The following is a 25,254-nucleotide window of genomic DNA, read 5'->3' on the forward strand; positions in this document are numbered from 1 at the left end:
CCACAAGGGGCGGGCATGCTCACGCTCAGCCTCTCTGAGTTCATGGTCGAGTTGAAAGACGGCGCGCTCAAGAACGTCGGGCCGGCGAACAAGTCCGCGACGGCGAAGTTGTTCGACGTGACCGAGGCGGAAGTACGGGAGTTTGGCGACAAACGCGTCAAACTCGTGTTCCACGACGAGGAGGGAAACGAGGTGCAGGTCGCCCTGTTCCCCGAGGACGCCCGAAACATCCGTGAGGGACTCCAGTCGCTCGAAGCAGACAGTCCGGTGTTCGAGTAGTTTGCTGACAGCAGGAATCCGATAACCGTTTTAGGCCGGGACCGTTTTTACCGGCTAATGGATAAGTGTATCATCTGTGGGGCCGATGCTAACGGCCCAATTTGCGACGTCCACCAGGAGGACGTCGTCTTCGAGTTCACTGGTAACCGACCCGGACAACTGAAACCCGGCCGCTTCTACAAAGGCTCGGTCGACGGCTTCGCCGAGTTCGGTGTGTTCATCGACATCGGCGACCACGTCACTGGTCTGCTGCACAAGAGCGAACTGGACCGGCGCCTCGACTCCCTCGACTGGGACACCGACGACGCCGTCTACGTGCAGGTCAAGAAGGTTCACAACAACGGCAACATCGACCTCGCGTGGTCCATCCGGCAGGCGGACAACGAGTTCCGCGGCAAACTCATTCAGACGCCAAGCGGCGACGAACTCCCCGAGAACTCGCCGAAGAAAGAAAAGCGCGCCGTCGTCCGACAGACGCTTTCTGACAAGCAGAAAGCCAAACAGGAAAAGGACGAGGCACGCCGCAAGCAAAAGCAGGCAGAACAGCAAACGGAACGACAGTCTGAACAGCAAGCAGACCAGCAAACCGAAACCGAGACCGAGCGCGAAACGCCAGACGAGACGCCCGCGACGCCGGCAGAATCCGACGAAGACGACGGCGTCACCTACGAGCGCGTCGAAATCGGCACCCTCTCTGACCACGTCGGCCAGAAAGCCCGCCTCGAAGGCACCGTGACCGGTGTCCGACAGACGAGCGGCCCGACCGTGTTCACCGTCCGCGACGAGACTGGCACCGTCGATGCGGCCGCGTTCGTTGAAGCAGGCGTCCGCGCCTACCCCGAAGTCGAAGTCGGCGACATCGTCGGCCTGAACGGAGAAGTCGAGATGCGCCGCGACGAACTCCAGGTCGAAACCGAAGACCTCGACATCCTCGAAGGTGGCGAGCGCGACGCCGTCGAAGGCCGACTCAAGAACGCTCTCGACGCCCGTGCCCGTCCCGAAGCGGCCGAACCGCTCGCAGAAGACGAAATCGTCTCCGCCCTCTCCGAAGAAATCCGAGACGTCGCGACGGCCATCCGCCGCGCAGTCATCGAGGGTCGCCCAGTCATCGTCCGCCACAGCGCGACGGTAGACGGCTACCTCACCGGGGCCGCAATCGAGCGTGCGACGCTGCCTCTCATCCGCGAGGAACACGCCCGCGAAGACGCGGTTTACCACTACTTCGACCGCCGCCCGCTCCAGGACGGCGTCTACGGCATGGACGACGCAACCGGCGACGTCACCAACATGCTCTCAAACCGCGACCGCCACGACGAGCAGTTCCCACTGTTCGTGCTCGCCGCCGCTGGCTCCACGAAGGAGTCCTTAGACGGCCTCGAACTGCTCGACATCTACGGCGCGCCGAAGGTCGTCATCGACGCGGCCGTCGCAGACGAGGAGATTGCAGCCGTGGTTGACACCATCGTCAACCCGAACCTCGCAGACGAGTCCTTCGACGCGAACGTCACGAGCACCGTTCTCGGCGCGAACGTCGCCGCGAACGTCAACAACGGCGTCCGCGACGATCTCGCACACCTTCCCGCGGTTAGCTTCTGGGAGAACGCCCCGGCACAGTACGTCGACCTCGCCGCCGAGGCTGGCTACGACGAAGCAGCCACGCGCGAACTCCGTGAAGCAATCGCGCTCGAAGCCTACTACCAGTCCTACGAGGACAAACGCGAGGTCATCACCGACCTCCTGTTCGGCGAAGTCGGCGGCCTCGCGAGCCACATCGCCCAGCAGTTCCGCACGAAACTCGACGACGAACTCGAAACCGCAGAGGCCAACTTAGATTACGTGGACGAAGGCGGCGTCAACTTCGCCGTCCTCGACACCGACGCTTACACGAACCGGTTCGACTTCCCGCCGACGGAACTCCTCTTAGACGAGGTCCACCGTCGCAACCGCGAGGGCGAACCGTTCGTGACCATCGGCCTCGCAGACGACGAGATTCACATCCGCTCGACCACGGCTGTTGACGTCCGCGAAATCGCCGAAGCCGCCCGCCTCCGCGTCCCGAACGCGGGTGTCACGCCGCGCAGCGCACACGACGGAAAACTCGAATTCCTCGTCGGCGAACGCGACGCCGTTCTCGACGCCGTCATCGCGACGGTTGCAGAAAAGCTCGCGTAATCGGACCTTCTCTCCGTTCTCACCACCCGTGAGTGACTACGTTGCGTCGAGGTCGAAACGCACGATTGGACGGGTCTTCTTGCGCCGGGCGACTTCGACGAACCCCGCCTCCGCGAACGCGCTCGCAAAGCCGTACCACGCCGAGGTGGGTGAAACGCGCTCGCCCTGCGGGTCCACTGGGTAGCCTTCGAGCACGGAGCCACCCTGCTCGCGGACGTACTCTTTTGCGGCTTCGAGGAGGGCGACGGTGAGTCCCCTCCCACGCGCGGCGCGGTCGACGTAGAAGCATACGATGGACCAGACGAGCGTGTCGTCTATGGGCTTCATGACGGGCGAACGGGCGAGTCTGCCAAATGTCTCGCGTGGGGCGACCGAGCACCAGCCCGCCGGTTCCCCATCGAGAAATGCGAGGATACCCGGTCTTCCGTCGTCGTGGATGATGTCGTGCATCTGCTGGCGGTTTGCCGCGCCGCGGTTCGCGTTGTACTCCGCTTGTGTCTGTCGGTTCCACATACACCAGCAGCCGTCACAGGCCCCGCTCTCGCCGAACAGGGTCTCGAAGTCCTCCCAGCGGTCGGGCGTGACGACGTGGAATTCGAGGACTTCGGGCGGATTTACGGTGGGACGCGCCATGGTGCCACTACAGCGGGTGGCCACAAATACGTGTGCCAACTGGGGCCACGGACCCCGAACCGACGGTTTTCGAGCGACAATCTTATTCGCAACACGCCACGACCTACCCATAGCAACAGCTGATGCGAACTGACACGCAAGACCCGACGGAGACCGAGGCGTTCGAGCAGGCCTGTGCTGAGCTCGTAGACCGGATTCTCGCCGGCGACATCACGAGCGACAATTTGGAGAAAGAGAAACTGAACGTCTGTTCTGCGTTCTCCTCACCGAAGGTTCCAAAGAACACCGAATTGCTCGATTATGGCCCGTTCGAGCGTCGTGAGGAACTCATCGAAGTCCTCCAGCGAAAGCCGGTTCGGACCGCCTCCGGCGTCTCGCCGGTGGCCATCATGACCAGTCCGCACATGTGCCCCCACGGGAAGTGTCTGTACTGCCCCGGCGGGCCAGCCTCCGAGTTCTCCAGTTCGCAAAGCTACACCGGTCACGAACCCGCCGCCGCCCGCGGCGTCCAGAACGACTACGACCCCTACGGGCAGGTCACACTCCGCCTCGAACAGTTGCGTGAGATCGGCCACCCCGTGGACAAGGTCGAACTCATCCTGATGGGCGGGACGATGACCGCCCGGAGCCACGACTATCAGGAGTGGTTCGTCAAACGCGCACTCGAAGCCCTGAACGACTACGACGTTGACAAGCGCCCAGAACCAGCAGAGGGCGTGAGCTTCGCCCAGGATTTTGACGACTACGAATTCAAATATCTCGAAGATGTCATTGCCGAAAACGAGACGGGCGACATCCGCAACATCGGGACCACCTTCGAGACGAAACCAGATTGGTGTGACCCGGAGCAAATCGACCGGATGCTCGACCTCGGCGGGACGAAAGTCGAGGTGGGCGTTCAGACGACCTACGAGCGCGTAAACCGCGATATGCATCGTGGGCACGGGATTCAGGCGTCGCTCGACGCCAACCAGCGCCTGCGCGATGCCGCGTTTAAGGTCGGCTTCCACATGATGCCCGGCCAGCCCGGGATGACACGCGAGATGTGTGTCGAGGACTTCCGCCAACTGTTCGAGAAACCAGACTGGCGGCCCGACTTCCTCAAAATCTACCCGACGCTCGTGGTTCGGGACACCATCACCTACGATATGTGGCGACGCGACGAGTACGAGCCACTCGACAACGAGGAGGCCGCGGACATCGTCGCCGAGGTCATGGACATGATTCCGCCGTACACCCGTCTCCAGCGCGTCCAGCGCGACATCCCCGCGGACTTCATCGACGCCGGCGTCTGGAAGTCCAACCTCCGTCAACTCGCAGAACAGCGACTGGAGGAAAAGGGTGGTAAATGCCGCGACATCCGCGCCCGCGAAGTCGGCATGAACGACGAGGACCCCGACCCCGAGAACATCGAGTTACAGGTTCTCGAATACGAAGCCGCAGGCGGTACAGAACACTTCATCAGCTTCGAGGACCCCGTAAAGGACCTCCTCATCGGCTTCTGTCGCCTACGCTTCCCCGGTAACACGGTGCGCCGGGAACTCGACAACGCCGCGCTCATCCGCGAACTCCACGTCTACGGCAACGAAATCGGCGTTGGGAAAGGCGAGGGCGACTGGCAACACCGCGGCTACGGGAAGAAACTCCTCGCCCATGCGGAGGAACTCGCCCGCGACGCCGGCTACGACAAGATGAGCGTCATCTCCGGCGTCGGCGTCCGCGAGTACTACCGGAAGAAACTGGGCTATCACCAGGACGGTCCGTACGTCTCGAAACACCTCTGAGGGCGCTCCCGGAGACCGTTTCACGGATTATGCCGAGAATAACGACTGTTCTACGCGCCTGATAATAAATACCCCCTGATGCTAACACACGTACAATAAATGGCAGCGAGAGGACGCAGGCGAGCAGTGTTGGCCGCAATCGTAGCCGTCGTCGTGGTCGCGAGTGCAGGCGCCGCGCTTTTTGCAACCGGTGACGGGTCGGCTCCCTTGGACGCTGATGCGGTCCCTGACCCACCGGGTGCAGCGGGTGCCCAGCAGACGACAGCGACCACGCCGCGCACGCCGTGGCCGACGCCCGAACCGTTCCCGAACCCCGACATGCAGGTCCTCTCGGAGTCCGACAACCAGACCGTTTCGACGTACAAACTGGCCCCCGGAACGGTGAACGAGACGGAGGTGTACGTCGTCGAATCGAGCGAACCGGGACCGACCGCGCTCGTCGTCGGTGGGATGCACGGCAACGAGGTGTCGGGCTTTACCGCGGCTCACAACATCGCCAACTGGACGATAGAACGGGGCACGCTCGTCGTGATTCCAGAGGCTAACAAGGCCGCGGTGACGACCCGGACGCGCAAAGCCTTCGGCACCGACCTGAACGACGAGTTCCCCGTCGGCGGCGTGTCCAACTCCACGCTCGCCAACGCCATCTGGACCGCCGTCGAGTACCACGACCCGGACGTCGTCATCGACCTCCATAGCTCGAAGGGCATCTACAAGGTGGACGAAGGCGGCGTCGGGCAGGCAATCTTCCCCGGCGCGACGGGCACCGCCCGCGAAGACACCGCCGCGGCAATCAACTATCTCAACGAAAACGAGGTACCCGACGAGATGCAGGAGCACAAGTTCAAACGCGGAAACATCCTCAAAGGCTCCGGCAAATCGCTGACCCGACGGGTGGTCGGCGACCTCGGCGCGTCGGCCATCCTGATTGAAACTGCAAAACGCGACACGACACTCGACCAACGCGTCCGCTGGACCGAGGTAGCGGTGCGAGTGATTCTGTCCCGACACGGGATGGTGGCCGCGCCCGGGACGTGATTGAAGCTGGAGTACGCGGGTCGGCCGTGGCGGATTTCTTCGGTCACGCGCCGGCATGGCTTCGCTGTCGGCGCGGACTAGTTCACGCCACGGCACGGCTTGCCTCGCCAACTGGCTCGGCGCTGCTGCCGGCGGAGTAGTTTCTCTGGTCACTCCACGGCATCGAATGCGCCACCTCCCGGTGGCGCGAGTCAGCCGTGGAGGACACTACTAACGACATATCTTTCCCACACCACCCGCTTGTACCGATATGGACCAAAAACGGGAACTGACGAGCGTCGACCTCGCCGCGCTCGTCACGGAGTTCGGGTCGTACGAGGGGGCCAAAATCGACAAGGCCTACCTCTACGACGACGACCTGCTCCGGCTGAAGATGCGTGATTTCGAACGGGGGCGCATCGAACTGATGATCGAAGTCGGCGAGCAAAAGCGCGCACATCTCCTCGCGCCAGAGCACGTCCCGGACGCGCCGGGCCGCCCGCCGAACTTCGCGATGATGCTCAGAAACCGGCTGTCGGGGGCTGATTTTGCCGGCGTCGAACAGTTCGAATTCGACCGCATCCTCTCGTTCCACTTCACGCGCGAGGACCAGGACACGACTATCGTCGCAGAACTGTTCGGCCAGGGGAATCTCGCCGTCCTGAACGAGGACAACGAGGTCATCAGCAGCTTGGAGACTGTTCGGCTGAAGTCGCGGACGGTCGCACCGGGGTCGATTTACGAGTTCCCCTCCTCGCGATTCCACCCGTTCAAGGCGAGTTTCGAGCAGTTCGTCGCGCGAATGGAGCAATCCGACACGGACCTCGTGCGGACGCTCGCGACCCAACTCAACTTCGGGGGCCTCTACGCTGAGGAACTCTGTACTCGCGCCGGCGTCGAGAAGGCGAAGGACATCGGGAACGCCACCGAAGACGAGTTCCAGGCGCTCTACGACGCACTGACGCGACTGAAGGACTCGCTCACGCCGGGCAATCTGGAACCCCGTCTCTACACCGACGAGGACGGCCGGCCCGTGGACGTGACGCCGATTCCGCTCGAAGAGCACGAGGACCTCGACGCCGAGGCGTACCAGACGTTCAACGCGGCGCTCGACGAGTACTTCGTCAAACTCGAAGCCGACGACGCGAAACAGCGCGGGAAACCCAAACAGAGCGCCGGGAGCAATCGACCCGATTTCGAGGAACGAATCGAACGCCAACAGCGCATTATCGAACAGCAGGAACAGGCCATCTCCGGGTTCGATGAGCGCGCGGACGCAGAGCGAGCACGCGCAGAACTGCTCTACCGCGAATACGACCTCGTAAACGACATCCTCTCGACGGTCAAGGGCGCCCGCGAGGAGGGCGTCCCGTGGCGCGAAATCGAGGAGAAGTTCGCAGAGGGCAAAGAACGAGGGATTCCTGCCGCCGAATCCGTCGTGAACGTGGATGGCTCCACCTCGACGGTCACGATTACTATCGACGACTACAAAATCGACCTCGACACGACGCAGGGAGTCGAACACAACGCAGACCGCCTCTACACCGAGGCAAAGCGCATCGCGGAGAAGAAGGAAGGTGCGCTCGCGGCTATCGAAGACACTCGCGAGGAACTCGAAGACCTCGAGCGCCAGCGCGACGAGTGGGAAGCGGGCGACGAAGACGACGCGGACGAAACCGAGGAAGCAGAAGAAATCGACTGGCTCACAGAACAATCGATTCCGATTCGCAAGAACGAGCAGTGGTACGAGCGCTTCCGCTGGTTCCACACGTCGGACGGCTTCCTCGTCATCGGCGGGCGCAACGCAAACGACAACGAGGAACTCGTAAAGAAATACCTCGACAAGGGCGACCTGTTCTTCCACACGCAGGCCCACGGTGGCCCAATCACGATTCTCAAGGCGACCGGCCCGAGCGAACCGGCCCGCGACGTAGACATCCCCGAACAGAGCAAAAAGGAGGCAGCGCAGTTCGCCGTCTCCTACTCTTCGGTCTGGAAAGACGGCCGCTTCGCTGACGAAGCGTACATGGTGAACAAAGACCAGGTGTCGAAGACGCCCGAGAGTGGCGAATACTTAGAGAAGGGCGCGTTCACGATTCGTGGCGACCGGACCTACTTCAAGAACACCGAAGTCGGCGTCGCCGTTGGAATCCGTTGTGAACCGCGAACCGAAGTCATCGGCGGGCCGCCGTCGGCTATCGAGAAGCAGGCGGTGACCACCATCGAACTCGAACCCGGCCAGTTCGCCCAGAACGACATGGCGAAGATGTGCTATCGCGAGTTCCGTGAGCGCTTTACGGACACGTCGTTCGTCAGGAAAGTGGCGTCACCGGACAAAATTCAGGAGTTCCTCCCGCCGGGTGGGAGTCGGATGCGCGAGTAGGCTCAGGCGATTCTGTCCGCGAGTCCTGCGGCGATGGGGATGCGCGGGGTCTTGCCCTGGTAGGCCCGGACCATCATGTAGATCCACAGCGCGAACGAGCCGACGGCGAACACGAGGTACACGAGGCCGAGCAGCAGCGACAGGATGCTGAACAGGGCGAACGACCCGCCGTTGCCGACGAACAGCAACGACGTGAGTATCGTCCCAATGAAGCTCAGGACGATGCTGATGACGACGATGACCGCAGAGAGCGCGATGCTCTGGGCAGCGTGGAAGCGCACGAACTCGTTTTCGGGCTCGACGAAGTACATGATGATACCCGTGATGAATCCGAGGAGGTACGAGAGCGCTCCCGCGACGTTTTCGTCTAACCCGGTTCCCGATTCACGGGTTACTTGCGTCTCGTCCATTGGTTGAGTGGTTTCAGTAGCCATAGACCCTAGAGAGACGGTGTGACGAGGCTATTGGTATGCGGGGCTTACATTTTAGAAGTCCGACAGATGGGTGGCGGCAATCGATTCATCATCAGTTAATTTGAACGGTCTGTCGAAATTGTCTGTGACACCAGTGCGAGCAGTCGGCGCGCTAATATTTCCCACATTGTTTAGTATAAAATATAAGATGTATGGCGGCCAAGGGCTAGTCGTAATGCTTAGTGAAGCACTGTCATATCCGCGGAACGGTGACAACTGGCTCAAGACCATCGCGATCGGAGGTGTTCTGACGTTGCTCAGTTTCCTCATCGTCCCCATCTTCCTGGTGCAGGGATACTTCATGCGAATCCTGCGCTCGGCAGTGCGGGGTGAGGCGGGCGCACCGGAGTTCGACGAGTGGATGGACCTGCTGACCGAAGGGCTCATGTCGTTCGTCATCGCCCTCGTGTACGTCGGCATCCCCGGCATCATCTTCACCGTCGGGATGTTCGTGCTGGGATTCGGCGCGGTAGCAGGCGCACAGACTGGGTCGAGCGGCCTGATGGCTGGCCTCGGCATCGTCGGCCTCCTGTTCGGCCTCGTGATGTTCGTCGTCCTGTTGCTCGCCGGGTACGTCGTCCCAGCGGCGATGGCGAACTTCGCGACCAAGCAGTCGTTCGGCGCTGGCTTCGAGTTCGGGACCGTCATGAGCATCGCGCTCACCAGCGACTACCTCGTCGCCTGGTTGCTCGCCATCGTCGTCTCCATCGTTCTCGGAACTATTGCAGGGATGCTCACGGCGATTCTCGTCGGCATCTTCCTGCTGTTCTACGTCCAGATGATGGTGTACTACCTCTACGGACGGGGCTACGCGAACGCACAGGAGACGACTGGTCCGCGGCCCACGGCACAGACTGCTGACTAATCAGTAGGCACTTACGGTCGCAGAGACGACCAATAGGCAATGCGAATCGCGAGCCGGACACGGACAGAGGGCGGCCGCGAGCGAATCGTGCTCGTGCCCGAAAGCCTCGACGACCTCTGGCATCTCACCTATATTTTAGAACCCGGAGACCACGTCTCGGGCGACACGACCCGCCGCATCCAGCGCGACGACGACATGATGCGCGACACGGGCGGCGAACGCGAACACATGAACGTCACCATCGAAGTTGACGAGACGGAGTTCCACAAGTTCGCGAACCGCTTGCGGGTTGGCGGCACCATCGTCGGCTGTTCGCGCGAAGACCAACTCGGCTTCCACCACACGCTCAACGTGGAGGAACGCGAGGAAATCACGGTCGAGAAAGTGTGGCAGGCAGACCAGTTAGACCGACTCGAAGACGCCGTCGAAGCCACCGAGAATCCCGACGTGGCCATCGTGACGGTCGAGGAGGCGCAGGCCTACGTCCACACCGTCGCCCAGTACGGCACGGAGGAGTACGCCTCGATTTCCGGGCCGACGGGGAAAGGCGAGTACGCTCGCTCTCGAAGCGAACTGTTCGAGGAGATTGCGAGCGTCCTCTCGCACTTGGAGGTGGACGCCATCATCCTCGCGGGACCGGGATTCACCAAGCAAGACGCGCTCAAGTTCCTCCAGGAGAACGCGAAGGACATCGCCGAGAAGATTACGACGGTGGACACGAGTTCCGTCGGCGACCGCGGGGTCCACGAAGTCCTGAAGCGTGGGGCGGTCGACCAGGTGCAGGCGGAGACCCGAATCGCCGAGGAGGCCGAACTCATCGACACGCTGATGGAGAACATCGCACAGGACGCGAAAGCCGCCTACGGCGTCGAAGAAGTGCAGAAAGCCTCCGACTACGGCGCAATCGAGAACCTGCTCATCTTGGACGAACGCCTCCGCATGGAACGGGGCGGACAAGGCGACTGGGACTTCGACGTGAACGACCTGATTCAGGCCGTAGAACAGAAAGGCGGCGAAGTCACCGTCTTCTCCAGTGAGTTCCCACCGGGCGAGCAACTCTCGAATTTAGGCGGGATTGCGGCGATTCTCCGCTACCGGTTGCAGTAGTCACTCTTCGTCGATACCGAGCGACAGTCCATCTTTCGCGAACCGTACGTCTCCCTCGTAGTGTTTTCCGATGGAATCGAGCATCTCGCGGTGTTTGCCGTCGGTGTGGGGGTAGAGGTGCGTCAGATAAACTCGTCCAATGTCGAGACCAGCGAGCGACTCGCCGAGCTGGCTCGGCGTCGGGTGGTTCGACACGTCGATTTCGTCCGGGAAGGAACAGTCGTGAGCCAACACGGCGGAGCCTTCTGCAAACTCGGCCAGTTCGCGGATCGCCTCTGAATCGCCCGAGAAGGTGAACACTGGGCCGTCGCTGCCGGTCGGGGTGAATCGGTAGGCGAGACAGTACATGGAGTGGATGGTCTCCCTCGCAGTGATGTCGAAGCCCTTGAGCGTGAATGGTGCATCCGGGTCGACTTCTTGAAGTTCCAGTTCGACTCGGCCTTTCAGATAGTCGTGAACGTCGAGCAGGTCGCTCACGAGGTCCGCGGTTCCTTGCGGTCCGACCACCGTCAGCGATTCTTCCCCCGCCAACCAGCGGGCCTTGAGGAGAGGCAGGAGGTCCGCGATGTGGTCTAAGTGGTGGTGGGTCAGCAAAACTGTGTCAACGGCTTCGTAGCCCGCTTCCGTGCGAGCGAGCGCGTTGAGGACGCCACTCCCACAGTCCACGAGCAGTCGCTCGCCGTTCGATTCGAGGAGGATGCCGGTCTGGTTGCGCTCCCCTGTCGGCATTGCGCTGCCAGTCCCGAGAAACGTCAGTCGCATACAGAACCAGACGCCCGCCTGCGGAAAAGGACTTTTCCTCGCTACCTCGCCCACTCGACCATGCGGGCGTAGAGGTCCATCGTCGAGAGCGCACCCTCGTCGCCGACGAGGACGAGTGCCTTTTTCGCCCGGGTGAGGGCGACGTTCACGCGGCGGTGGTCCTTGAAAATGGGGCTGTCGAGCGTCTCCGTCGTCACGAACGAGACGATGATGACCTCCTTGCTCGACCCCTGGAATCGGTCTACCGTGTCCACAGCAACCGCTTCCGGCACTGCTCGCGAGATTTCTGCTACCTGCGCCCGATACGGCGCGATGACGCCGATGTCCTCGTGGGGGACGCCAGCGGCGGCGTAGGCAGCCACCACGTCAGCGACGGCCGTCGCTTCGTCCGGGTTCGTGTTCCCGACCGCCTTTCCGTCCGGGTCCACGAACGAGACGGTTTCGCTGAGATGCGCTGGGAGCGCCGTCGCGTCCACGCCCGGCAGTTGATCGATGCGCTGGGCGGCCACCTCCGGGGTCGCCGGACGGAGTTTGCCGCCGTAAAATTCCCGCGAGGAGAACGCCTGAATCTTCTGTGCCATGCGGTACTGGCGGTCGAGCATCACCGAGGCCTCGGGAAACTGCTCGTGGAGTCGCTCGAACAGCGACCGCGAGAGGTCGCGGTCTTCGTCTTCGGGTTCGGATTGCACGACTGGCGGCAGTTGCTCGTGGTCGCCGACGAGGACGAACCGCGTTACGAGGTTGATGGCCGCGAGGGTTCCCGGTTCGGTGAGTTGGGCCGCTTCGTCGACGAGCGCCACGTCGAATTCCTGTTCGCGCATCATCCGCGAGCCGCAGGCCGCCGTCGTGGCCGCGACGACGGGGGCGTCGTTGACTTTCGCCGCCTGCGCGGTTGGGTCCCCGCGCGTCTCCAGGCGTTTGTCCTGCATGTCGTGGCGAACGCCAGTTTCTGACCCGACGCGCACGAAGTCCTCGAATCCCTGGTCGCGGAGGGCTTCGAGGGCGTTGTCCACCGCGCGATTCGTGAACGCAGAGAGGAGCACGCGGTCGCCGCGCTCTACGAGAGCCCGAATAATTCGGGCGATGGTGTACGTCTTCCCCGTCCCGGGCGGGCCGTGAATCAGGGCGCAGTCTTCACAGGTGACGGCGAGGTTCACTGCGGCGTTCTGTGATTCGTTATTGTCGATGTACGTGACCTGTTCGTCGCGGAATTCGGGTTCGCGACGGCCGAAGAGGATGTCCTTGCGGCGGACCTCACCCGTGAGAATCGCGTCGTGGAGCGCGACGAGCATCCGGTCTGCCGAGAGTTCGGATGGATACACGTCGAGACGCCGAAATTCGACTGGTTCGTCGGTGACGACGGTGATGTCGGAGCCGAGTTTCTGGATGCGCCCGAGTTCGGCGTGGCCCTGGACCGGGTCGCCGTCGCTCGCGAGTACGACGTCGCCCTCTCTCAGCTTCGACACTGGGTCCTCACACGTCGCGTAACACTCCCAGCGACCGTCGTCGAGTTGCTGCTGGCCGGCGGGTTCCAACTCGATGAGTGCGAGGTCGGCGTCTGCACGCTCTGCTGCCGTCTGTTTCCAGAGTTTCGCGTACTCCGCGTGGACGGCACGGCGCTCGTGTTCGACGAGACGGTAGAACTGCTCGAAGTAGTCGCGTTCCTCGTCGGGGACGGATGCGCCAATCGTCCCGGCTTTCGAGTGCTGGCCGAGTCGCCCGGCGATGACCATGCAACTGTCGCGCTCGAAGCAGTACTCGCACTTCGCGTTCGCCTCTTCGCCGGTCGGGACGGACATGTCGTACTCCATCGCGGCGATTTCGTTGCGTTTTCGCAGGACGAACGCGAGAAAGCCCTTGCCCATCGAGAACTCTTTGGCTGGCGAGAGGTCGCCGGTGGCCTCTGCGCGGTCGAGCGCGGCATTTTTCGTGTAAAGCAGGGTTCCCGTGTCGGGCATCTCCCCACGGTCTGAGAGCAGGAGCGAGTAGCAGGCGACCTGCACCTTGTCGTGGAATCGAGGCTCTCGATTCGTGTTCTTCCCGGTCTTCAGTTCGACGGGATTTCCCCGGCGGAGGGCGTCGGCGCGGCCCTTGATGCCGTAGGTCTGGCTGATGAGCATCTGCTCGCTGCGCCAGTTATCTTCGGTTCCGAGCGTGCCCTGGGCCAGCCAGCCTTCGATGGCGCGGGCGTTCGCTTTCACGTCCTCGCGAACCTCCTCGACGTCTTTTTCGAGCAATCCGAGGTCGAGACCAGCCTCCTCAACGCGGTCTGCGACGGCTTCGTCCAAGTTGCCTCCCCGAAGGAGGTCGCCGAACACCTCGTGGACGATGGTCCCCTTGATGACGGGGTAGTTGAGCGGGATGCCGGTAATCTTGTTGAGGTAGTACATCCGCGGGCACTGCACCCACGAGCGGATGTCGGTCACGTTCACGAGGAAGGCGGGCTCGACGACGACCATCGTCTCCTTGGTCGTCGAGTACTGCGTTTCACCCTGATACTCGCGCTCGCTTGCGTCCTTCACCACGAGTTCCATGCCGGGTTCGAGATAGTCGGCGGTCTCTGCCCACTTCCCCCAGAGCGTGAGTTTCACGGGGTCTGCCTGCCCGTCTTCGGGGCGGAGCGTGACCTCTGCGAGGTCGCTCTCGCCGTATTTCGTGTTGACTTGTCGAACGTCCCCTACCTCGACGACGGGTCCCCGTAGATGCACGCCTGCACTCTGTGGCGAGCGGGCAAAAATCCTGCCCGTTTCAGCCACCTGCTGCGTTCGGAAGGGCTATTCGACGGGTGTCCCGAATTCGTGTGTACAAAGAGACCAGTTGCAGTTCTACGCCCTCTATCTCACCCGGTTTGCCGCCGGCTTTGGTCTCGTGACCCTACTCACGTTGCTTTCTGAATATATCGACCTGCTCAACCCCTCCAGGTTCGTCCTCGGCCTGTTCGTCACCTCGCTCACGCTCGCCCAGACCGTCGCCGTCATTCCGCTCGCCTACGGTGGCGACCGCTTCGACAAACGGCTCATCCTCGTCGGGAGTCTCCTCGTCAGCATCGCGGCCTACGTCGGGTTCGCGCTGGTCGATTCGACGACTGGCTTCCTCCTTGCCCGCGTTCCTCCCGCTGGTCGCCCTGAGTGGTCTGCTCGGTGTCGCAGACAGCCTCCGTGAACCGGCGAGCATGGCGCTGTTCGCACACGAGGGGAGCGAGGGTGGCGGCGTGGCGTCCAGTTTCGGTATCCGCGAACTCGTCTGGCGACCGGGCAGCGTCGTCGCGCCCATCGTGGCGGGCGTCGTCTGGGCCCGTTTCGGCATCGAGTGGGTGTTCTTCATCGGCGGCGGGGCGGCCCTCTCGGGCGTGCTCACCTTCGCCGGCATCCTCTACGCCACCCACGGAACGGACGCACTGAGCAGTTGGTAGGATTCCAGCAAGGTATCTGCGCCACCCTGCAAACGGGCAAAAAGTGATGAGGGGCGATACATTCATCCTCGCCCCCGGACTACGAGTGGTATGCGCGTACGGGACTGGCAGGACATTCTCGCAGACGTCGTCGAGAGCGGCGCGGACGCGGGCGACTGGCGGGCCGTCGCTGGCAATCGGTCGCGGGGCCTCGGCGAGGATTTGTACATCGGGCACCCGAAAGCCGGCGTCTTCCAACTCAAGACGTACGCGAAAAACCCCTTCGAGGTGAAGGGCGTTGGCACGCGCGTCGCCCGACGAATCGACGACGACATCGAGCCCTTCTTCCCGAACGAGAAGGTCGGCGGACGCTTTGGCATTCAATCTCCTATTGACGAGTCGAAGGCAGAACGGGCGGGGAAGAAACTCACGGAGATTCTGAACGCTCACGCCGCCGCGCCGACGACGCCGAACGACTTCTTCGAGGACGTCATGGGCGCACTGGAAAGTCCTGCCTTCGGCCCCCTCGAATTCGACCGCACCGAGCGGTCTGCAAAACTCGGGGACCTCGCGTCGACGTTTGAGGAGGCGGAGAAACTGCTCTCGGCCGAACTCGACGACCTCATCGAGGAAGACGAGGTCGGCCGCGGCTTCATGTGACCGGCGATCGAACGCACGGACGTTAAGATGCAGGCGGCCGTTTTCCGACGTATGACTCTCTGCGAGGAATTCCACTGATGGTCGGGCCCTTATCGAGCGAGGAGCGAACGGAGGCGACGACGCGGCTGAAAATTGGGTTCGTGTTGCTGGTCGGCTTCTCGGCCGGGCTGATCACCCTTCCTTCTGAGCCGACGTTCGTCGAATTCGGTGTGGCGTTCCTCGCCGGGTCGGCGCTCGGCGTGTTGCTCGTCTGGCTCGTGTTTCCCGGAACTGGCGACATCGCGGGCGACGCACGCAGACGCCGGTGAAGCGGACAGCGATGTCGGAATCACACGATTGATTACCGTGAAAATGAGAGTTCCAGTGAGAACAGATGGCACGAGCAAGCATCGTGGGAGCCGGCATGACGAAGTTCGGCGTCCACGAGGAAACCTTACCTGAACTCTTCTCCGAAGCAGCCCTTCCAGCGATGGACGACGCCGGTGTCGGAGCCGGAGACGTAGACGCATTCTATCTCGGCAACGCGATGGGCGGACAGACAGAAAACGACACGCACCTCGCGCCGACGCTCGCCTCGCACGTCGGCATCGCGGGCGTTCCGTGTCAGCGCTTCGAGGACGCGTGTGCGACCTCTTCGAACGCCTTCAAACACGCCGTCCAGGACGTGGAGTCCGGACTCCACGACGTGGTCCTCGTCGGCGGGGTCGAACGCTGTACCCCTGAGACGGGCCTCGGCACCGGCGAGATGACGCGCATCTTCGCCTCCGCCAGTCACCGCCAGTACGAACAACCGACGGGGCTCACCTTCCCCGGCGTGTTCGCGCTTCTGACGAAACGACACATGTTCGAGTACGGCACGACCGAGGAGCAACTGGCCGCCGTCGCCGTCAAGAACCACGCTCACGGTGCGCTCAACCCGCGCGCACACTTCGGCCGAGACATCACCGTCGAGGACGTCGTCGACTCGCCTATCATCGCCGACCCGTTCCACCTGATGGACTGCTGTCCATTCTCCGACGGCGCGAGCGCGGTCATCGTCGTCTCCGACGACCTCGCAGCGAGTTTCGACGCAGAACCCGTGGACGTGACCGGCGTCGGCCACGGCACGGACATCGTTCCGCTCTCCGACAAACCCGACCTCCCGGCCACGATGTCGGCCCGGCGGGCCGCACAGCAGGCCTACAAGCAGGCGGGTATCACGGCCGATGACGTAGACTTCGCCGAAGTCCACGACTGCTTCACCGGCGCGGAGGTCATGGCCTCCGAGGCACTCGGCCTGTTCGAGGACGGACAGGGAGGCCCGGCTGCGGCAGAGGGACGCACTCGCATTGACGGCGACATGCCAATCAACCCGAGTGGCGGCCTGAAAGCGAAGGGCCACCCGATTGGGGCGACTGGCACGGCACAGATCGTCGAACTCGTCGAACAACTCCGCGGCGACGCTGGCGACCGGCAAATCGAAGATGTCGAAACGGGTATCGCCCACAACCTCGGTGGCGACGCCGGTACCACGCTCGTCTCGGTCCTGGAGGTGCGCGCATGAGCCAACTCGAGATTCCCGAACACCTGAAGTACGACAGCTGGAGTGAAGCACTGAAACAGGGCACGCTGCTCGGCCAGGAGTGTGCCGACTGCGGCCACCAGACCGCCGCGCCGAAAGCCGCGTGCGTCCGCTGTGGTAGCCGCGATATCGAAACCATCGAACTCGAAACCACCGGCGAAGTGTACTCCGAGACGACCATCGCCGTCTCTCCCGTCGGTTTCGAAGCCGGCTACAAAATCGCCATCGTCCACCTCGGCGAGGCCAAAGCGGTCGGCCGCGTTTCCGGCGACGTGGAGATCGGCGACACGGTGACGTTCTCCGGCGCGTTCGAACACGACGGCCAGCCGACGCCGCAATTCGAAGTCGTCTCCGAATAACCCACACTCGTCTTTTTCTCTCGAAACAGCGGTTCTGTTACTGTGCGAGCAGTCGTCGCAATGGTTGGCTAGCCTGCCAACTCTCGCCGAAGCAACACGACGCCAGCACGGACGAGAATGCCGACACTGAACGCGAGCGACCCGAGGACGACGCCGGCGATGGCGAAGAAGGCAAGTCCATCCCACTCGAAAACGACGGAAAGCTGCTCGCGAATCGATAGCCTCGAAATCCCGAAGAAAGCGTGGTCTGCGGTGAAGCCGAGGAGCGAGGCAAAGGTGCCGAGCCACGCGAACAGGAGGCCGTTCTGGGAGTAGCCGATTCCGAAGGCGGCAGCCATCCCGACGAGCGCCGCGTCGCCCGGGATAATCATGAGACAGCCCCCGACTTCGAAGAAACCGAGCGCGTACCCGGCGAAGGTGAACAGGAACAGGGAACTGCAGAGGGCTGCCCAGAACATTCGGTACGATGCGGTTCGATTCGTACCGAGGAGGACCGATTGGAGGGACGGGCGCATATCTCCAGTTTATTGGTCAATTACTTACCAGTTCGTCCGGACCAGTGTCCCGATAGCCGTCAACCTATCAGATTGCCTGAAAGCATTTATGGGCACATTTGAATGGTGGAATTATGTCCCCCCGTTCTCGCAGACACGTCCTCCGGTCCGGCGTCGTTTTCGCCGCCGCACTCGCGGGATGTGTCTCTGACTCGCCGCCACTTGGTGGCGATGGTGAAACGACCACGCAGGGACCGACTGCTACCGACGCGTCGACGCAGACAGCCGCGACTCCAACCGAAACACAGACTCCGGCGTACGACACGTCGGTGCTCACGACCAGTGCGAGTGTCGTTACGCAAGCGACCGCGGACCATCCGGCAGTCGTCAAGCTGCGCCTCACGAACGAAGGCGAGGAGGCGATTCCCATCCAACCCACGGAGGGCGGCGGCTATCCGCTCGAATACTTCCCCACGCTCGACGGCTCCGAGACGAACCTCGTGCTGTACCCGCGGGAACCGACTCACTGGCAGTTCTTCGGGGGCGACGAACTCGCCGACTCACAAACGAACGGCTGCTGGCGGTTCGTCACGGAGGAAGGTGAGAAGCCTCGGGAGGGGGTCCAGCAGCTGGGGTCTGCGGTGACCATCGAACCTAGGAAGTCGTACACCATTCGCCACGAGGTGTACGACCAATCCCCAGAGGGGCCGTGTAGGTCGGCCGGTGAGTATCGTTCGTCACAATCGCTCATGCTTGCGGAGACGCACGAAGAGGGGCCGACGAAAGCGTTCGAGTACACGCTGACCGTCGCCGGGTCGGGCGATATCTCCGTCGTCGCCAATAAACAGTAACCGCCCGCAACCGCTCGGTTTCTGCGATTCAGGCGACCCGGGCAATCCAGCGTGCCGGGTTCTCCAACTCGTCTTTCGTCGGTAGGTTCTCTGGCCGTTCCCAGACCAGTGCGGCCGTCTCGATGTCGCGGACTTCGGCCACCGTCTCGAAGAACTCTTTACCGAGTTCGTACTGACGGCGTTTCATTCCCATGCCGAGCATTCGGCGGACCAGTTGTGCGACGGGGCCGCCGCCCTTGCGTTTCTCGTCTAGTTTCCGTCGGAGGTCTGCGTACTCGCCGTCGAAGGCGTGGTCCATGATGAGTTCTGCATACCCCTCGACGGAGGTCATCGCCACGTTCAGTTCGGTGAACGCCTCGCGGTTCAGGTGTCCGCCGGAGAGGTCTTCGATGCCCTCGCGCATCTGCGCTTCGAGATGGTCAGAGAGCCACGGTGCAGCGCCGAACTCGGCGGCGTGGGCCACTTCGTGGAAGGCAATCCACCGGCGGAAACGCGGGAACGGGACGTCGAGCATGTCGGCCACCTTCTCGATGTTCGGGTGGACGAAGTAGAGGCCGTGGTCGATTTGCTCCTTGGATTCCTCTGCGAGCAGGAGCGGGTCGTACTGCCCAAGGACGTTGTTCGCGAGGAAGGAGAGCGCGAAGGCCATCGTCGCCGTGTTCACGACCCGGGCGACGCCCGGAATCATCGACAGCTGCTGGTCTTCGAGCGGGGCCATGACGCGCTCGAAGGTGGTGATGTTCGCGTCTACCCAGTGGTGTCGGTGCTGGATTTCGACGGTTCGGGGCACGTCGAAATCGATGCCGGACACCTCACGAACCCGCGAGCGGGCGTCGCGGACGTCGTCCGCATAGCCCTGCTGGGTTGACTCGTCTAGCGACAGGTCGCCGGGGTCAGTCGCGGCCTTGGTCGCCTCCGCGACAGCGTGCCAGTCGATGGGGCCGTCGCCCGAGGCGTTGGTGACCGCTCTGACGCTACGAAAGAAGTTCACGGATTGTCTTGGGATGGGCTGGTAAAATGGGTTGTGCCTACTCCAGGTCGACTTCCGACTCGCCGCCCTTGAGTTTCTTTACGACCATCGCCGCGCCGACGAGGAACAGAAGCGCGAGGAGGACGCCTTTCCCACCGACTGGTTTCGCGCGTCCGGACTCGTCGTCGCCGTCTTCGATTTCGATTTCCGTCTCCGATTCGGTATCGATTTTGTCGATGTTACTTTCGCTGTCCTTGTCCGAGCGGCGAAGGCGGCTGAGCCGCCCTCCTTTCTTCGACTCGGACGACTCGTCTGCAGTCGATTTACTGCCCTTTTTGCCACTCGTCTTGCTGAAGGACGGTTTGATGTCGAAATTACCGTCTTCGCCGTGCAGGTGGACCTCGAACAGGGTGAAGTTCGCCATACTATACCCTTGGCTCACCAACTGTTTAGTGGTTGTGGCCTGCTTCGGGAGATTGATACGTTACCCTCACCGAAACTGGGCCATGGACGACACACACCGCGCCTTTCTCGACTCGTTGCTCGACGCGGCGAGTCCATCCGGTTTCGAACTCCCGGCCCAGCGCGTCTGGGTGGAGTACGTCTCGCAGTTCGCAGACGAGGTCACCACCGACGCCTACGGCAACGCCATCGCCGTCTACGAAGGCGGCGACCCCAAACTCGCACTCACGGGGCACGCAGACGAAATCGGGTTCATCGTCCGAACTATCACGGACGACGGCTACGTCATGCTCGACCGAATCGGTGGGGCGGACAAGACCGTCTCGCGTGGTCAGCACATCATGGTTCACGCCGGAGACGGGCCGGTTCCGGGCGTCGTCGGCCAGGCAGCCATCCACCTGCGCGACCCCGAAGACGAGAAAATCTCCGACATCACCGAACAGCACGTCGACATCGGCGCGAGCGACCGGGAGGAGGCCGAGGAACTCGTCGAAATCGGTGACGCCGTCACCTTCTCGACGACGCGTCAGGACCTCCACGGGACGCGCCTCGCCGCCCGGGGAATGGACAACCGCATCGGCATCTGGGCCGCCGCAGAGGGACTCAGGCGGGCGGTGGAGGCGGACGTGGACGCGACGGTGTACGCGGTGAGCACCGTCATGGAAGAGATTGGTCTACAAGGTGCGAAGATGATCGCCCACGACCTGAACCCGGACGTGGCCATCGCCGTGGACGTGACCCACGCGACGGACAGTCCCGACGCGCCCTCGAACAAGGGCGGCGACATTTCACTGGGCGAGGGACCGGTCGTCGCCCGCGGGTCGGCCAACCACCCGACAGTGGTGGACCTGGCCCGACAGGCAGCGGAGAAGGCCGAAATCGACGTGCAATTGCAGGCGGCGGGGTCGTTCACCGGCACAGACGCTGACGCCTTTTTCACGACTCGCGGGGGCATTCCCTCCCTCAATATTGGGCTGCCGAACCGCTACATGCACACGCCGGTCGAGGTCATCGACACCGAGGACCTCTCTGCGATGGCTGACCTGCTCTGTGCTATCGCGGACCATGCCTCCGAATACGGGGAGTTCTCCGTCTCGCTTTGAGACAGGCCGGTACGTTTAATACCGCGACGAAGGGCCGTATGGGTATGAGTGGACGACCGCTCGACGTCCTCGAGGCGTCGTTAGGGGAGGAAGTCACCGTTCGCCTGAAAGACGGCGAGGTGTTCACCGGCGAGCTTGCCGGCTACGACCAGCATATGAATCTCGTGGTTGAGTCGGATGAAGACACAACCATTATACGCGGCGATAACGTCGTCACGATTACTCCATGACTGGTGCAGGCACTCCAAGCCAGGGTAAGAAGAACAAGACGACGCACGTAAAGTGTCGTCGCTGCGGGAACAAGTCCTACCACATCAAGAAGAAGGTCTGTGCGTCCTGCGGCTTCGGGAAAACGGCAAAGCGCCGTGAGTACGCCTGGCAGTCGAAAGCCGGCGAATAGACGCGACGAACGTGCGGCCGCGGTTGCGGCCGCGTAGCAGTTCTCTCTATGCTTCCTGTGGGACCAGCCCACAGGGTGCGTGTTGTTCTCATCCGACCCAGCGCACCGCTACCCGTACCACTCTCCATAAGCGGGCGTTCCCCACCATCGAATATACACGAACGTGTATATTTGCGTGAAAACTACAGGCGATTACGACACAATGGCGGGGGTTTTTAGGGTTGGCCACCACACCATCGACCATGGCAGATGGGCGGGATTCCCCACACACCCAATACGGCTTGACCGAAAAGTGCGGCGTCGTCGGCATCTCGCTGGCCGACCGGGCCGCCGCTCGACCCCTCTACTACTCCCTGTACGCACTCCAGCACCGCGGCCAGGAGTCTGCGGGCATCGTGACTCACGACGGCTTCCAGCAGTACAGCCACGTCGAGATGGGCCTCGTCGGCGACGCCTTTACGCTTTCAGACCTCTCGGGCCTCCACGGGCGCGTCGGTATCGGTCACGTTCGCTACCCGACGGCGGGCAGCGTCGATTCGAGTTGTGCCCAGCCCTTTTCGGTCTCGTTCAAGAGCGGGTCGCTCGGCCTCGCCCACAACGGCAATCTGGTAAACGCAGACCAAATTCGCGAAGAACTCGAAGGCCAGGGCCACGCCTTTACCTCCGACGGCGACACCGAGGTCATCGCCCACGACCTCGCGCGAAACCTCTTAGACGGCGACCTGATTCGAGCCGTGAAGAAGACCATGAACCGCATCCACGGGTCGTACGCACTCACCATCATGCACGACGACACGGTGATGGGCGTCCGTGACCCGGAGGGGAATCGCCCACTCGTCCTCGGCAAACTCGAAGACGGCTACGTGCTGGCCTCCGAAAGCGCGGCCATCGACACGCTGGACGGCGAACTCGTCCGCGACGTTCGACCGGGCGAACTCATCGTCCTCGCCGAAGACGGGTCCGAGTACGACTCCTACCAACTCGTCGAACAGGAGAACACGGCACACTGCTTTTTCGAATACGTCTACTTCGCCCGCCCGGATTCGGTCATCGACGGCAAACTCGTCTACGAGGTGCGTCGGGAACTCGGGCGCAAACTCTGGGAGGAGAGCGGCATCGAGACGGACGTCGTCATGCCCGTGCCCGACTCCGGCCGCGCGTTCGCCTCCGGCTACGCGGACGCCGCTGGCGACGGCGTCGAGTTCGCAGAAGGCCTGATGAAGAATCGCTACGTCGGGCGGACGTTTATCATGCCGACACAGGACGAACGCGAGCGAGCAGTCCGACTCAAATTGAACCCCATCAAGTCCACCGTCGAGGGCAAGACGGTCACCCTCATCGACGACAGTATCGTCCGGGGGACGACCTCGAACCAACTCGTCCAGTTGCTCAAAGACGCTGGCGCGACGGAGGTCCACATGCGCATCGGCGCACCCGCCATCATCGCGCCGTGTTACATGGGTATCAACATGGCTACTCGCGAGGAACTCATCGCCGCCGACAAGACGACGGCGGAGATTCGCGACGTCATCAACGCCGATAGCCTCTCCTATCTCTCCATCGACGCAATTGCGGAGACGCTCGACAAAGAGCGCCTCGACCTCTGTCTCGGCTGTGTCACTGGAGAGTATCCGTACGATATCGACGGTGAAGAGACCGACCGGAACGTCGCCAGACCGGTGCTGTCGGACGATTGAACGTCCGTCAGAAGATGATGTAGAGCAGCAGGTAGACGCCGATTCCCATCGAGAACGACACGAGCCAGAGCGCCGCGGCGACCCGGCCGACGCGCTTGTGGTTCGATTTCGGAATCTCGTTGATGGGGCGCGTCACCGCCGTCAGTACCACGTAGTAGAGCAGCGGGATGCAGACGATGGCGAACACCATGTGGACGGCGAGAAACGGGTAGTAGAGGTAGAGTTTTACCGTCTCTGGACCCGCAAAGCTGGTCGTCCCGACGGAGGCGATGCGATAGAGATAGAGTAGCAGGAACAGGGCGAACAGGCCGAGCGCCGTGAGCATGGCTGCGCGGTGTTTCAGAATCTGTCCCTGTCGAATCCAGCGCCATCCCTGGACGATGGTGAGGATGGCGACGAAGCTGATGGCGGCGTTCGCGTGGGGAATTGCGTCGTAAACCCATGCTGGTGCGCGTGGCAGGACGCCTGCTGGAATCGCGCCGAGGACGGCCCCGAACACGAGCGCCAGCGAGATGGCCGTGAGCAGGCCGGTAAGGGCTGGCACACGGTCTCTGGTGAGGACCTCCATGCGTCTTCTTGCGCTTGCGGACGGATAGCCGTTACTCGTTGCTTTCAGCCGACGGCGCGATTTAACTCAGTTATAACCATCATCGTGTCGCGCCACCTATACGAGCAGATGACGCTACGCCGCCGCCACTTCCTCGTGACTGCTGGACTGCTCTCTCTTTCAGGCTGCTCCGTCACCCAGCCGGAACCGACCACGACCACGCGCACGGGAGACGACGAACCGACGACCACGACCACGACGCAGACGAGCACCCCCACAGCGACTCCAACGGAGACCCCCACCCCGACGGAAACCGAAACGCCGACCGAAACCCCCACCGAGACAGAAACGCCGACTGAGACGCCCGTCGAGACACCAGCAGAAAACGAAGACGCACGAGCAGCCCTCACTCGCGCCGACTTCCACGTCGCCGAGGCCGTCGAGATTTACAGCGACTTCGGGAACGGCGGGTTGATTCTCGGCGTGACCGGCGCGACCGAGGGATTCTCCTGGACGCGCGTCGCCAACAAGGTCCGCGAATCGTGGGACGAACTCGACACCGCGGACGCACTCGGTTCGGACGCCCAGCGCGAGCGCAGCGCACAGCTTCGTGACGTTGGCGAGTTCCTCCGCCTCGCAGCGCGGTGTCAGGACCGCCTCGTCGTCGCCTATCAGGAGACGGTCCGGGCGACCGACGGGCTTTACGCAGCCGACAATTTCGAGTTTACGGCGGGCCTCAACCGCGCCTCGGATGCGAGGACCAGCGCGACGAACATCCTCGAACGGATTCGCGAGGACACAGATCCCGAGAACACCCGTGCGACGGAGGCGCTCTCTATCTCCGAGTACGAGCAGAAACTCGCCCAGTTCGAAGACGAACTCACGGCGAATGCGGCGCTCGCCGACCTGCTCCGCGACCTCGACACGGCACTCGGGATCTACGAGGAGGCGGTTTCCGCGCTGTTCGCGACAGAGTACGCCACTGCGATGGAGGACTTCGAGGAGGTCATCGGCGAACTCGACGTGCTCATCGAGGATTTCGCGGACCTCGATCGCCCACGGGCCTACGACTCGCTCGTCTCCGAGCTGGAAGCCGCCACGTCGGTCTTACAGGACGCAGCAGAAGACCTGCGCGACAGCGCGATTGCCGGCGACGAAGACGACGACGCCACCCGCGACGACGCCCTCGAGGACGCGAGAGCGCGCCTCATGGCGAACGCAACGGTCGCCGAAATGGCACTCGCGGAAGCCGTCGTGGACGGCGAATTCAGCGCCTGACAACAA

25 protein-coding genes and 1 pseudogene are annotated in these 25,254 nt (G+C 62.6%); 18 read left to right on the forward strand and 8 right to left on the reverse strand.

The genetic code is table 11. The features are described 5' to 3' along the window. The first annotated feature begins 15 nt into the window (after positions 1-15). Positions 16-279 carry a hypothetical protein gene (locus tag P1M51_RS03865; RefSeq protein ID WP_276246877.1) on the forward strand — a complete coding sequence of 88 codons (264 nt, stop codon included), beginning with the start codon at positions 16-18 and terminating at the stop codon, positions 277-279. Between the two features lie 57 nt (positions 280-336). Beyond that, positions 337-2,451 carry a DHH family phosphoesterase gene (locus tag P1M51_RS03870; RefSeq protein WP_276246878.1) on the forward strand — a complete coding sequence of 705 codons (2,115 nt, stop codon included), beginning with the start codon at positions 337-339 and terminating at the stop codon, positions 2,449-2,451. Between the two features lie 36 nt (positions 2,452-2,487). Here the strand turns inward: P1M51_RS03870 and P1M51_RS03875 are convergent, their stop codons facing one another. Further along, positions 2,488-3,084: a GNAT family N-acetyltransferase gene (locus P1M51_RS03875; protein WP_276246879.1), complete on the reverse strand. Its 597-nt coding sequence runs from the start codon at positions 3,082-3,084 to the stop codon at positions 2,488-2,490. 122 nt (positions 3,085-3,206) lie between these two features. Between P1M51_RS03875 and P1M51_RS03880 the strand changes: the two genes are divergently transcribed. From P1M51_RS03880 to rqcH, 3 genes are all read left to right on the forward strand, one after another. Next, positions 3,207-4,868, forward strand: coding sequence for a tRNA uridine(34) 5-carboxymethylaminomethyl modification radical SAM/GNAT enzyme Elp3 (locus P1M51_RS03880; RefSeq protein WP_276246880.1), 1,662 nt, complete (start codon positions 3,207-3,209; stop codon positions 4,866-4,868). Between the two features lie 99 nt (positions 4,869-4,967). After that, positions 4,968-5,906 carry a succinylglutamate desuccinylase/aspartoacylase family protein gene (locus tag P1M51_RS03885; RefSeq protein ID WP_276246881.1) on the forward strand — a complete coding sequence of 313 codons (939 nt, stop codon included), beginning with the start codon at positions 4,968-4,970 and terminating at the stop codon, positions 5,904-5,906. Positions 5,907-6,156: 250 nt separating this feature from the next. Further along, positions 6,157-8,268, forward strand: a complete 2,112-nt coding sequence (gene rqcH, locus P1M51_RS03890) for a ribosome rescue protein RqcH (RefSeq protein ID WP_276274823.1) — start codon at positions 6,157-6,159, stop codon at positions 8,266-8,268. Between the two features lie 2 nt (positions 8,269-8,270). On the opposite strand, the gene P1M51_RS03895 is transcribed toward rqcH, so the two are convergent. Next, a complete protein-coding gene (locus tag P1M51_RS03895; RefSeq protein WP_276246883.1) occupies positions 8,271-8,678 on the reverse strand; it encodes a DUF4870 domain-containing protein in 408 nt (135 codons plus the stop codon). A 238-nt stretch (positions 8,679-8,916) separates the two neighbouring features. Here P1M51_RS03895 and P1M51_RS03900 point away from each other — a divergent pair, with 238 nt between their 5' ends. Both P1M51_RS03900 and P1M51_RS03905 read left to right on the forward strand, forming a co-directional pair. Continuing rightward, complete coding sequence (locus P1M51_RS03900) at positions 8,917-9,606, forward strand: DUF4013 domain-containing protein (protein WP_276246884.1); 690 nt, start codon at positions 8,917-8,919, stop codon at positions 9,604-9,606. Positions 9,607-9,645: 39 nt separating this feature from the next. Next, complete coding sequence (locus P1M51_RS03905; RefSeq protein ID WP_276246885.1) at positions 9,646-10,713, forward strand: mRNA surveillance protein pelota; 1,068 nt, start codon at positions 9,646-9,648, stop codon at positions 10,711-10,713. On the opposite strand, the gene P1M51_RS03910 is transcribed toward P1M51_RS03905, so the two are convergent. After that, entirely contained in the window at positions 10,714-11,475 is a 762-nt protein-coding gene (locus tag P1M51_RS03910) for an MBL fold metallo-hydrolase (protein ID WP_276246886.1), read from the reverse strand. Between the two features lie 41 nt (positions 11,476-11,516). After that, the gene (locus P1M51_RS03915; protein WP_276246887.1) at positions 11,517-14,183 is read right to left on the reverse strand and encodes an AAA domain-containing protein; all 2,667 of its coding nucleotides are present in this window, start codon (positions 14,181-14,183) and stop codon (positions 11,517-11,519) included. Positions 14,184-14,292: 109 nt separating this feature from the next. Here P1M51_RS03915 and P1M51_RS03920 point away from each other — a divergent pair. From P1M51_RS03920 to P1M51_RS03940, 5 genes and pseudogenes are all read left to right on the forward strand, one after another. After that, positions 14,293-14,887, forward strand: a pseudogene (locus tag P1M51_RS03920) (MFS transporter). Between the two features lie 90 nt (positions 14,888-14,977). Beyond that, positions 14,978-15,526, forward strand: coding sequence for a hypothetical protein (locus tag P1M51_RS03925; RefSeq protein ID WP_276274824.1), 549 nt, complete (start codon positions 14,978-14,980; stop codon positions 15,524-15,526). Positions 15,527-15,603: 77 nt separating this feature from the next. Then, the gene (locus tag P1M51_RS03930) at positions 15,604-15,834 is read left to right on the forward strand and encodes a hypothetical protein (protein ID WP_276246889.1); all 231 of its coding nucleotides are present in this window, start codon (positions 15,604-15,606) and stop codon (positions 15,832-15,834) included. A 65-nt stretch (positions 15,835-15,899) separates the two neighbouring features. Beyond that, a complete protein-coding gene (locus P1M51_RS03935) occupies positions 15,900-17,069 on the forward strand; it encodes a thiolase domain-containing protein (protein ID WP_276246890.1) in 1,170 nt (389 codons plus the stop codon). Next, positions 17,066-17,446: a Zn-ribbon domain-containing OB-fold protein gene (locus P1M51_RS03940; protein ID WP_276246891.1), complete on the forward strand. Its 381-nt coding sequence runs from the start codon at positions 17,066-17,068 to the stop codon at positions 17,444-17,446. The genes P1M51_RS03935 and P1M51_RS03940 overlap by 4 nt, the downstream gene beginning before the upstream one ends. A gap of 68 nt (positions 17,447-17,514) precedes the next feature. Here P1M51_RS03940 and P1M51_RS03945 read toward each other — a convergent pair whose 3' ends face one another. After that, on the reverse strand, positions 17,515-17,961 hold the full coding sequence (locus P1M51_RS03945; RefSeq protein WP_276246892.1) for a hypothetical protein: 447 nt from the start codon (positions 17,959-17,961) through the stop codon (positions 17,515-17,517). Between the two features lie 113 nt (positions 17,962-18,074). Here P1M51_RS03945 and P1M51_RS03950 point away from each other — a divergent pair, with 113 nt between their 5' ends. Then, positions 18,075-18,791 (forward strand): hypothetical protein, encoded by a 717-nt coding sequence (locus tag P1M51_RS03950; RefSeq protein WP_276246893.1) that lies wholly within the window; start codon positions 18,075-18,077, stop codon positions 18,789-18,791. 28 nt (positions 18,792-18,819) lie between these two features. Here the strand turns inward: P1M51_RS03950 and P1M51_RS03955 are convergent, their stop codons facing one another. Then, positions 18,820-19,782: a zinc-dependent metalloprotease gene (locus P1M51_RS03955; RefSeq protein ID WP_276246894.1), complete on the reverse strand. Its 963-nt coding sequence runs from the start codon at positions 19,780-19,782 to the stop codon at positions 18,820-18,822. 37 nt (positions 19,783-19,819) lie between these two features. After that, positions 19,820-20,185: a hypothetical protein gene (locus P1M51_RS03960; protein ID WP_276246895.1), complete on the reverse strand. Its 366-nt coding sequence runs from the start codon at positions 20,183-20,185 to the stop codon at positions 19,820-19,822. A gap of 82 nt (positions 20,186-20,267) precedes the next feature. Between P1M51_RS03960 and P1M51_RS03965 the strand changes: the two genes are divergently transcribed. The 4 genes from P1M51_RS03965 to purF all read left to right on the forward strand — a co-directional run bounded on the left by P1M51_RS03965 (position 20,268) and on the right by purF (position 23,423). Continuing rightward, positions 20,268-21,326: a M20/M25/M40 family metallo-hydrolase gene (locus P1M51_RS03965; protein ID WP_276246896.1), complete on the forward strand. Its 1,059-nt coding sequence runs from the start codon at positions 20,268-20,270 to the stop codon at positions 21,324-21,326. Positions 21,327-21,370: 44 nt separating this feature from the next. Continuing rightward, complete coding sequence (locus tag P1M51_RS03970; protein ID WP_276246897.1) at positions 21,371-21,556, forward strand: LSM domain-containing protein; 186 nt, start codon at positions 21,371-21,373, stop codon at positions 21,554-21,556. After that, positions 21,553-21,726 carry a 50S ribosomal protein L37e gene (locus P1M51_RS03975; RefSeq protein ID WP_276246898.1) on the forward strand — a complete coding sequence of 58 codons (174 nt, stop codon included), beginning with the start codon at positions 21,553-21,555 and terminating at the stop codon, positions 21,724-21,726. The genes P1M51_RS03970 and P1M51_RS03975 overlap by 4 nt, the downstream gene beginning before the upstream one ends. 242 nt (positions 21,727-21,968) lie before the next feature. After that, positions 21,969-23,423: an amidophosphoribosyltransferase gene (purF, locus tag P1M51_RS03980; protein ID WP_369685085.1), complete on the forward strand. Its 1,455-nt coding sequence runs from the start codon at positions 21,969-21,971 to the stop codon at positions 23,421-23,423. A gap of 7 nt (positions 23,424-23,430) precedes the next feature. On the opposite strand, the gene P1M51_RS03985 is transcribed toward purF, so the two are convergent. Further along, positions 23,431-23,991, reverse strand: coding sequence for a DUF420 domain-containing protein (locus P1M51_RS03985; RefSeq protein ID WP_276246899.1), 561 nt, complete (start codon positions 23,989-23,991; stop codon positions 23,431-23,433). 108 nt (positions 23,992-24,099) lie between these two features. On the opposite strand from P1M51_RS03985, the gene P1M51_RS03990 reads away from it, so the two are divergent. Continuing rightward, entirely contained in the window at positions 24,100-25,248 is a 1,149-nt protein-coding gene (locus tag P1M51_RS03990; protein ID WP_276246900.1) for a hypothetical protein, read from the forward strand. Positions 25,249-25,254 lie beyond the last annotated feature (6 nt).

The sequence above is a fragment of the Haladaptatus sp. QDMS2 genome (assembly GCF_029338295.1).
Taxonomy (GTDB): Archaea; Halobacteriota; Halobacteria; order Halobacteriales; family Halococcaceae; genus QDMS2.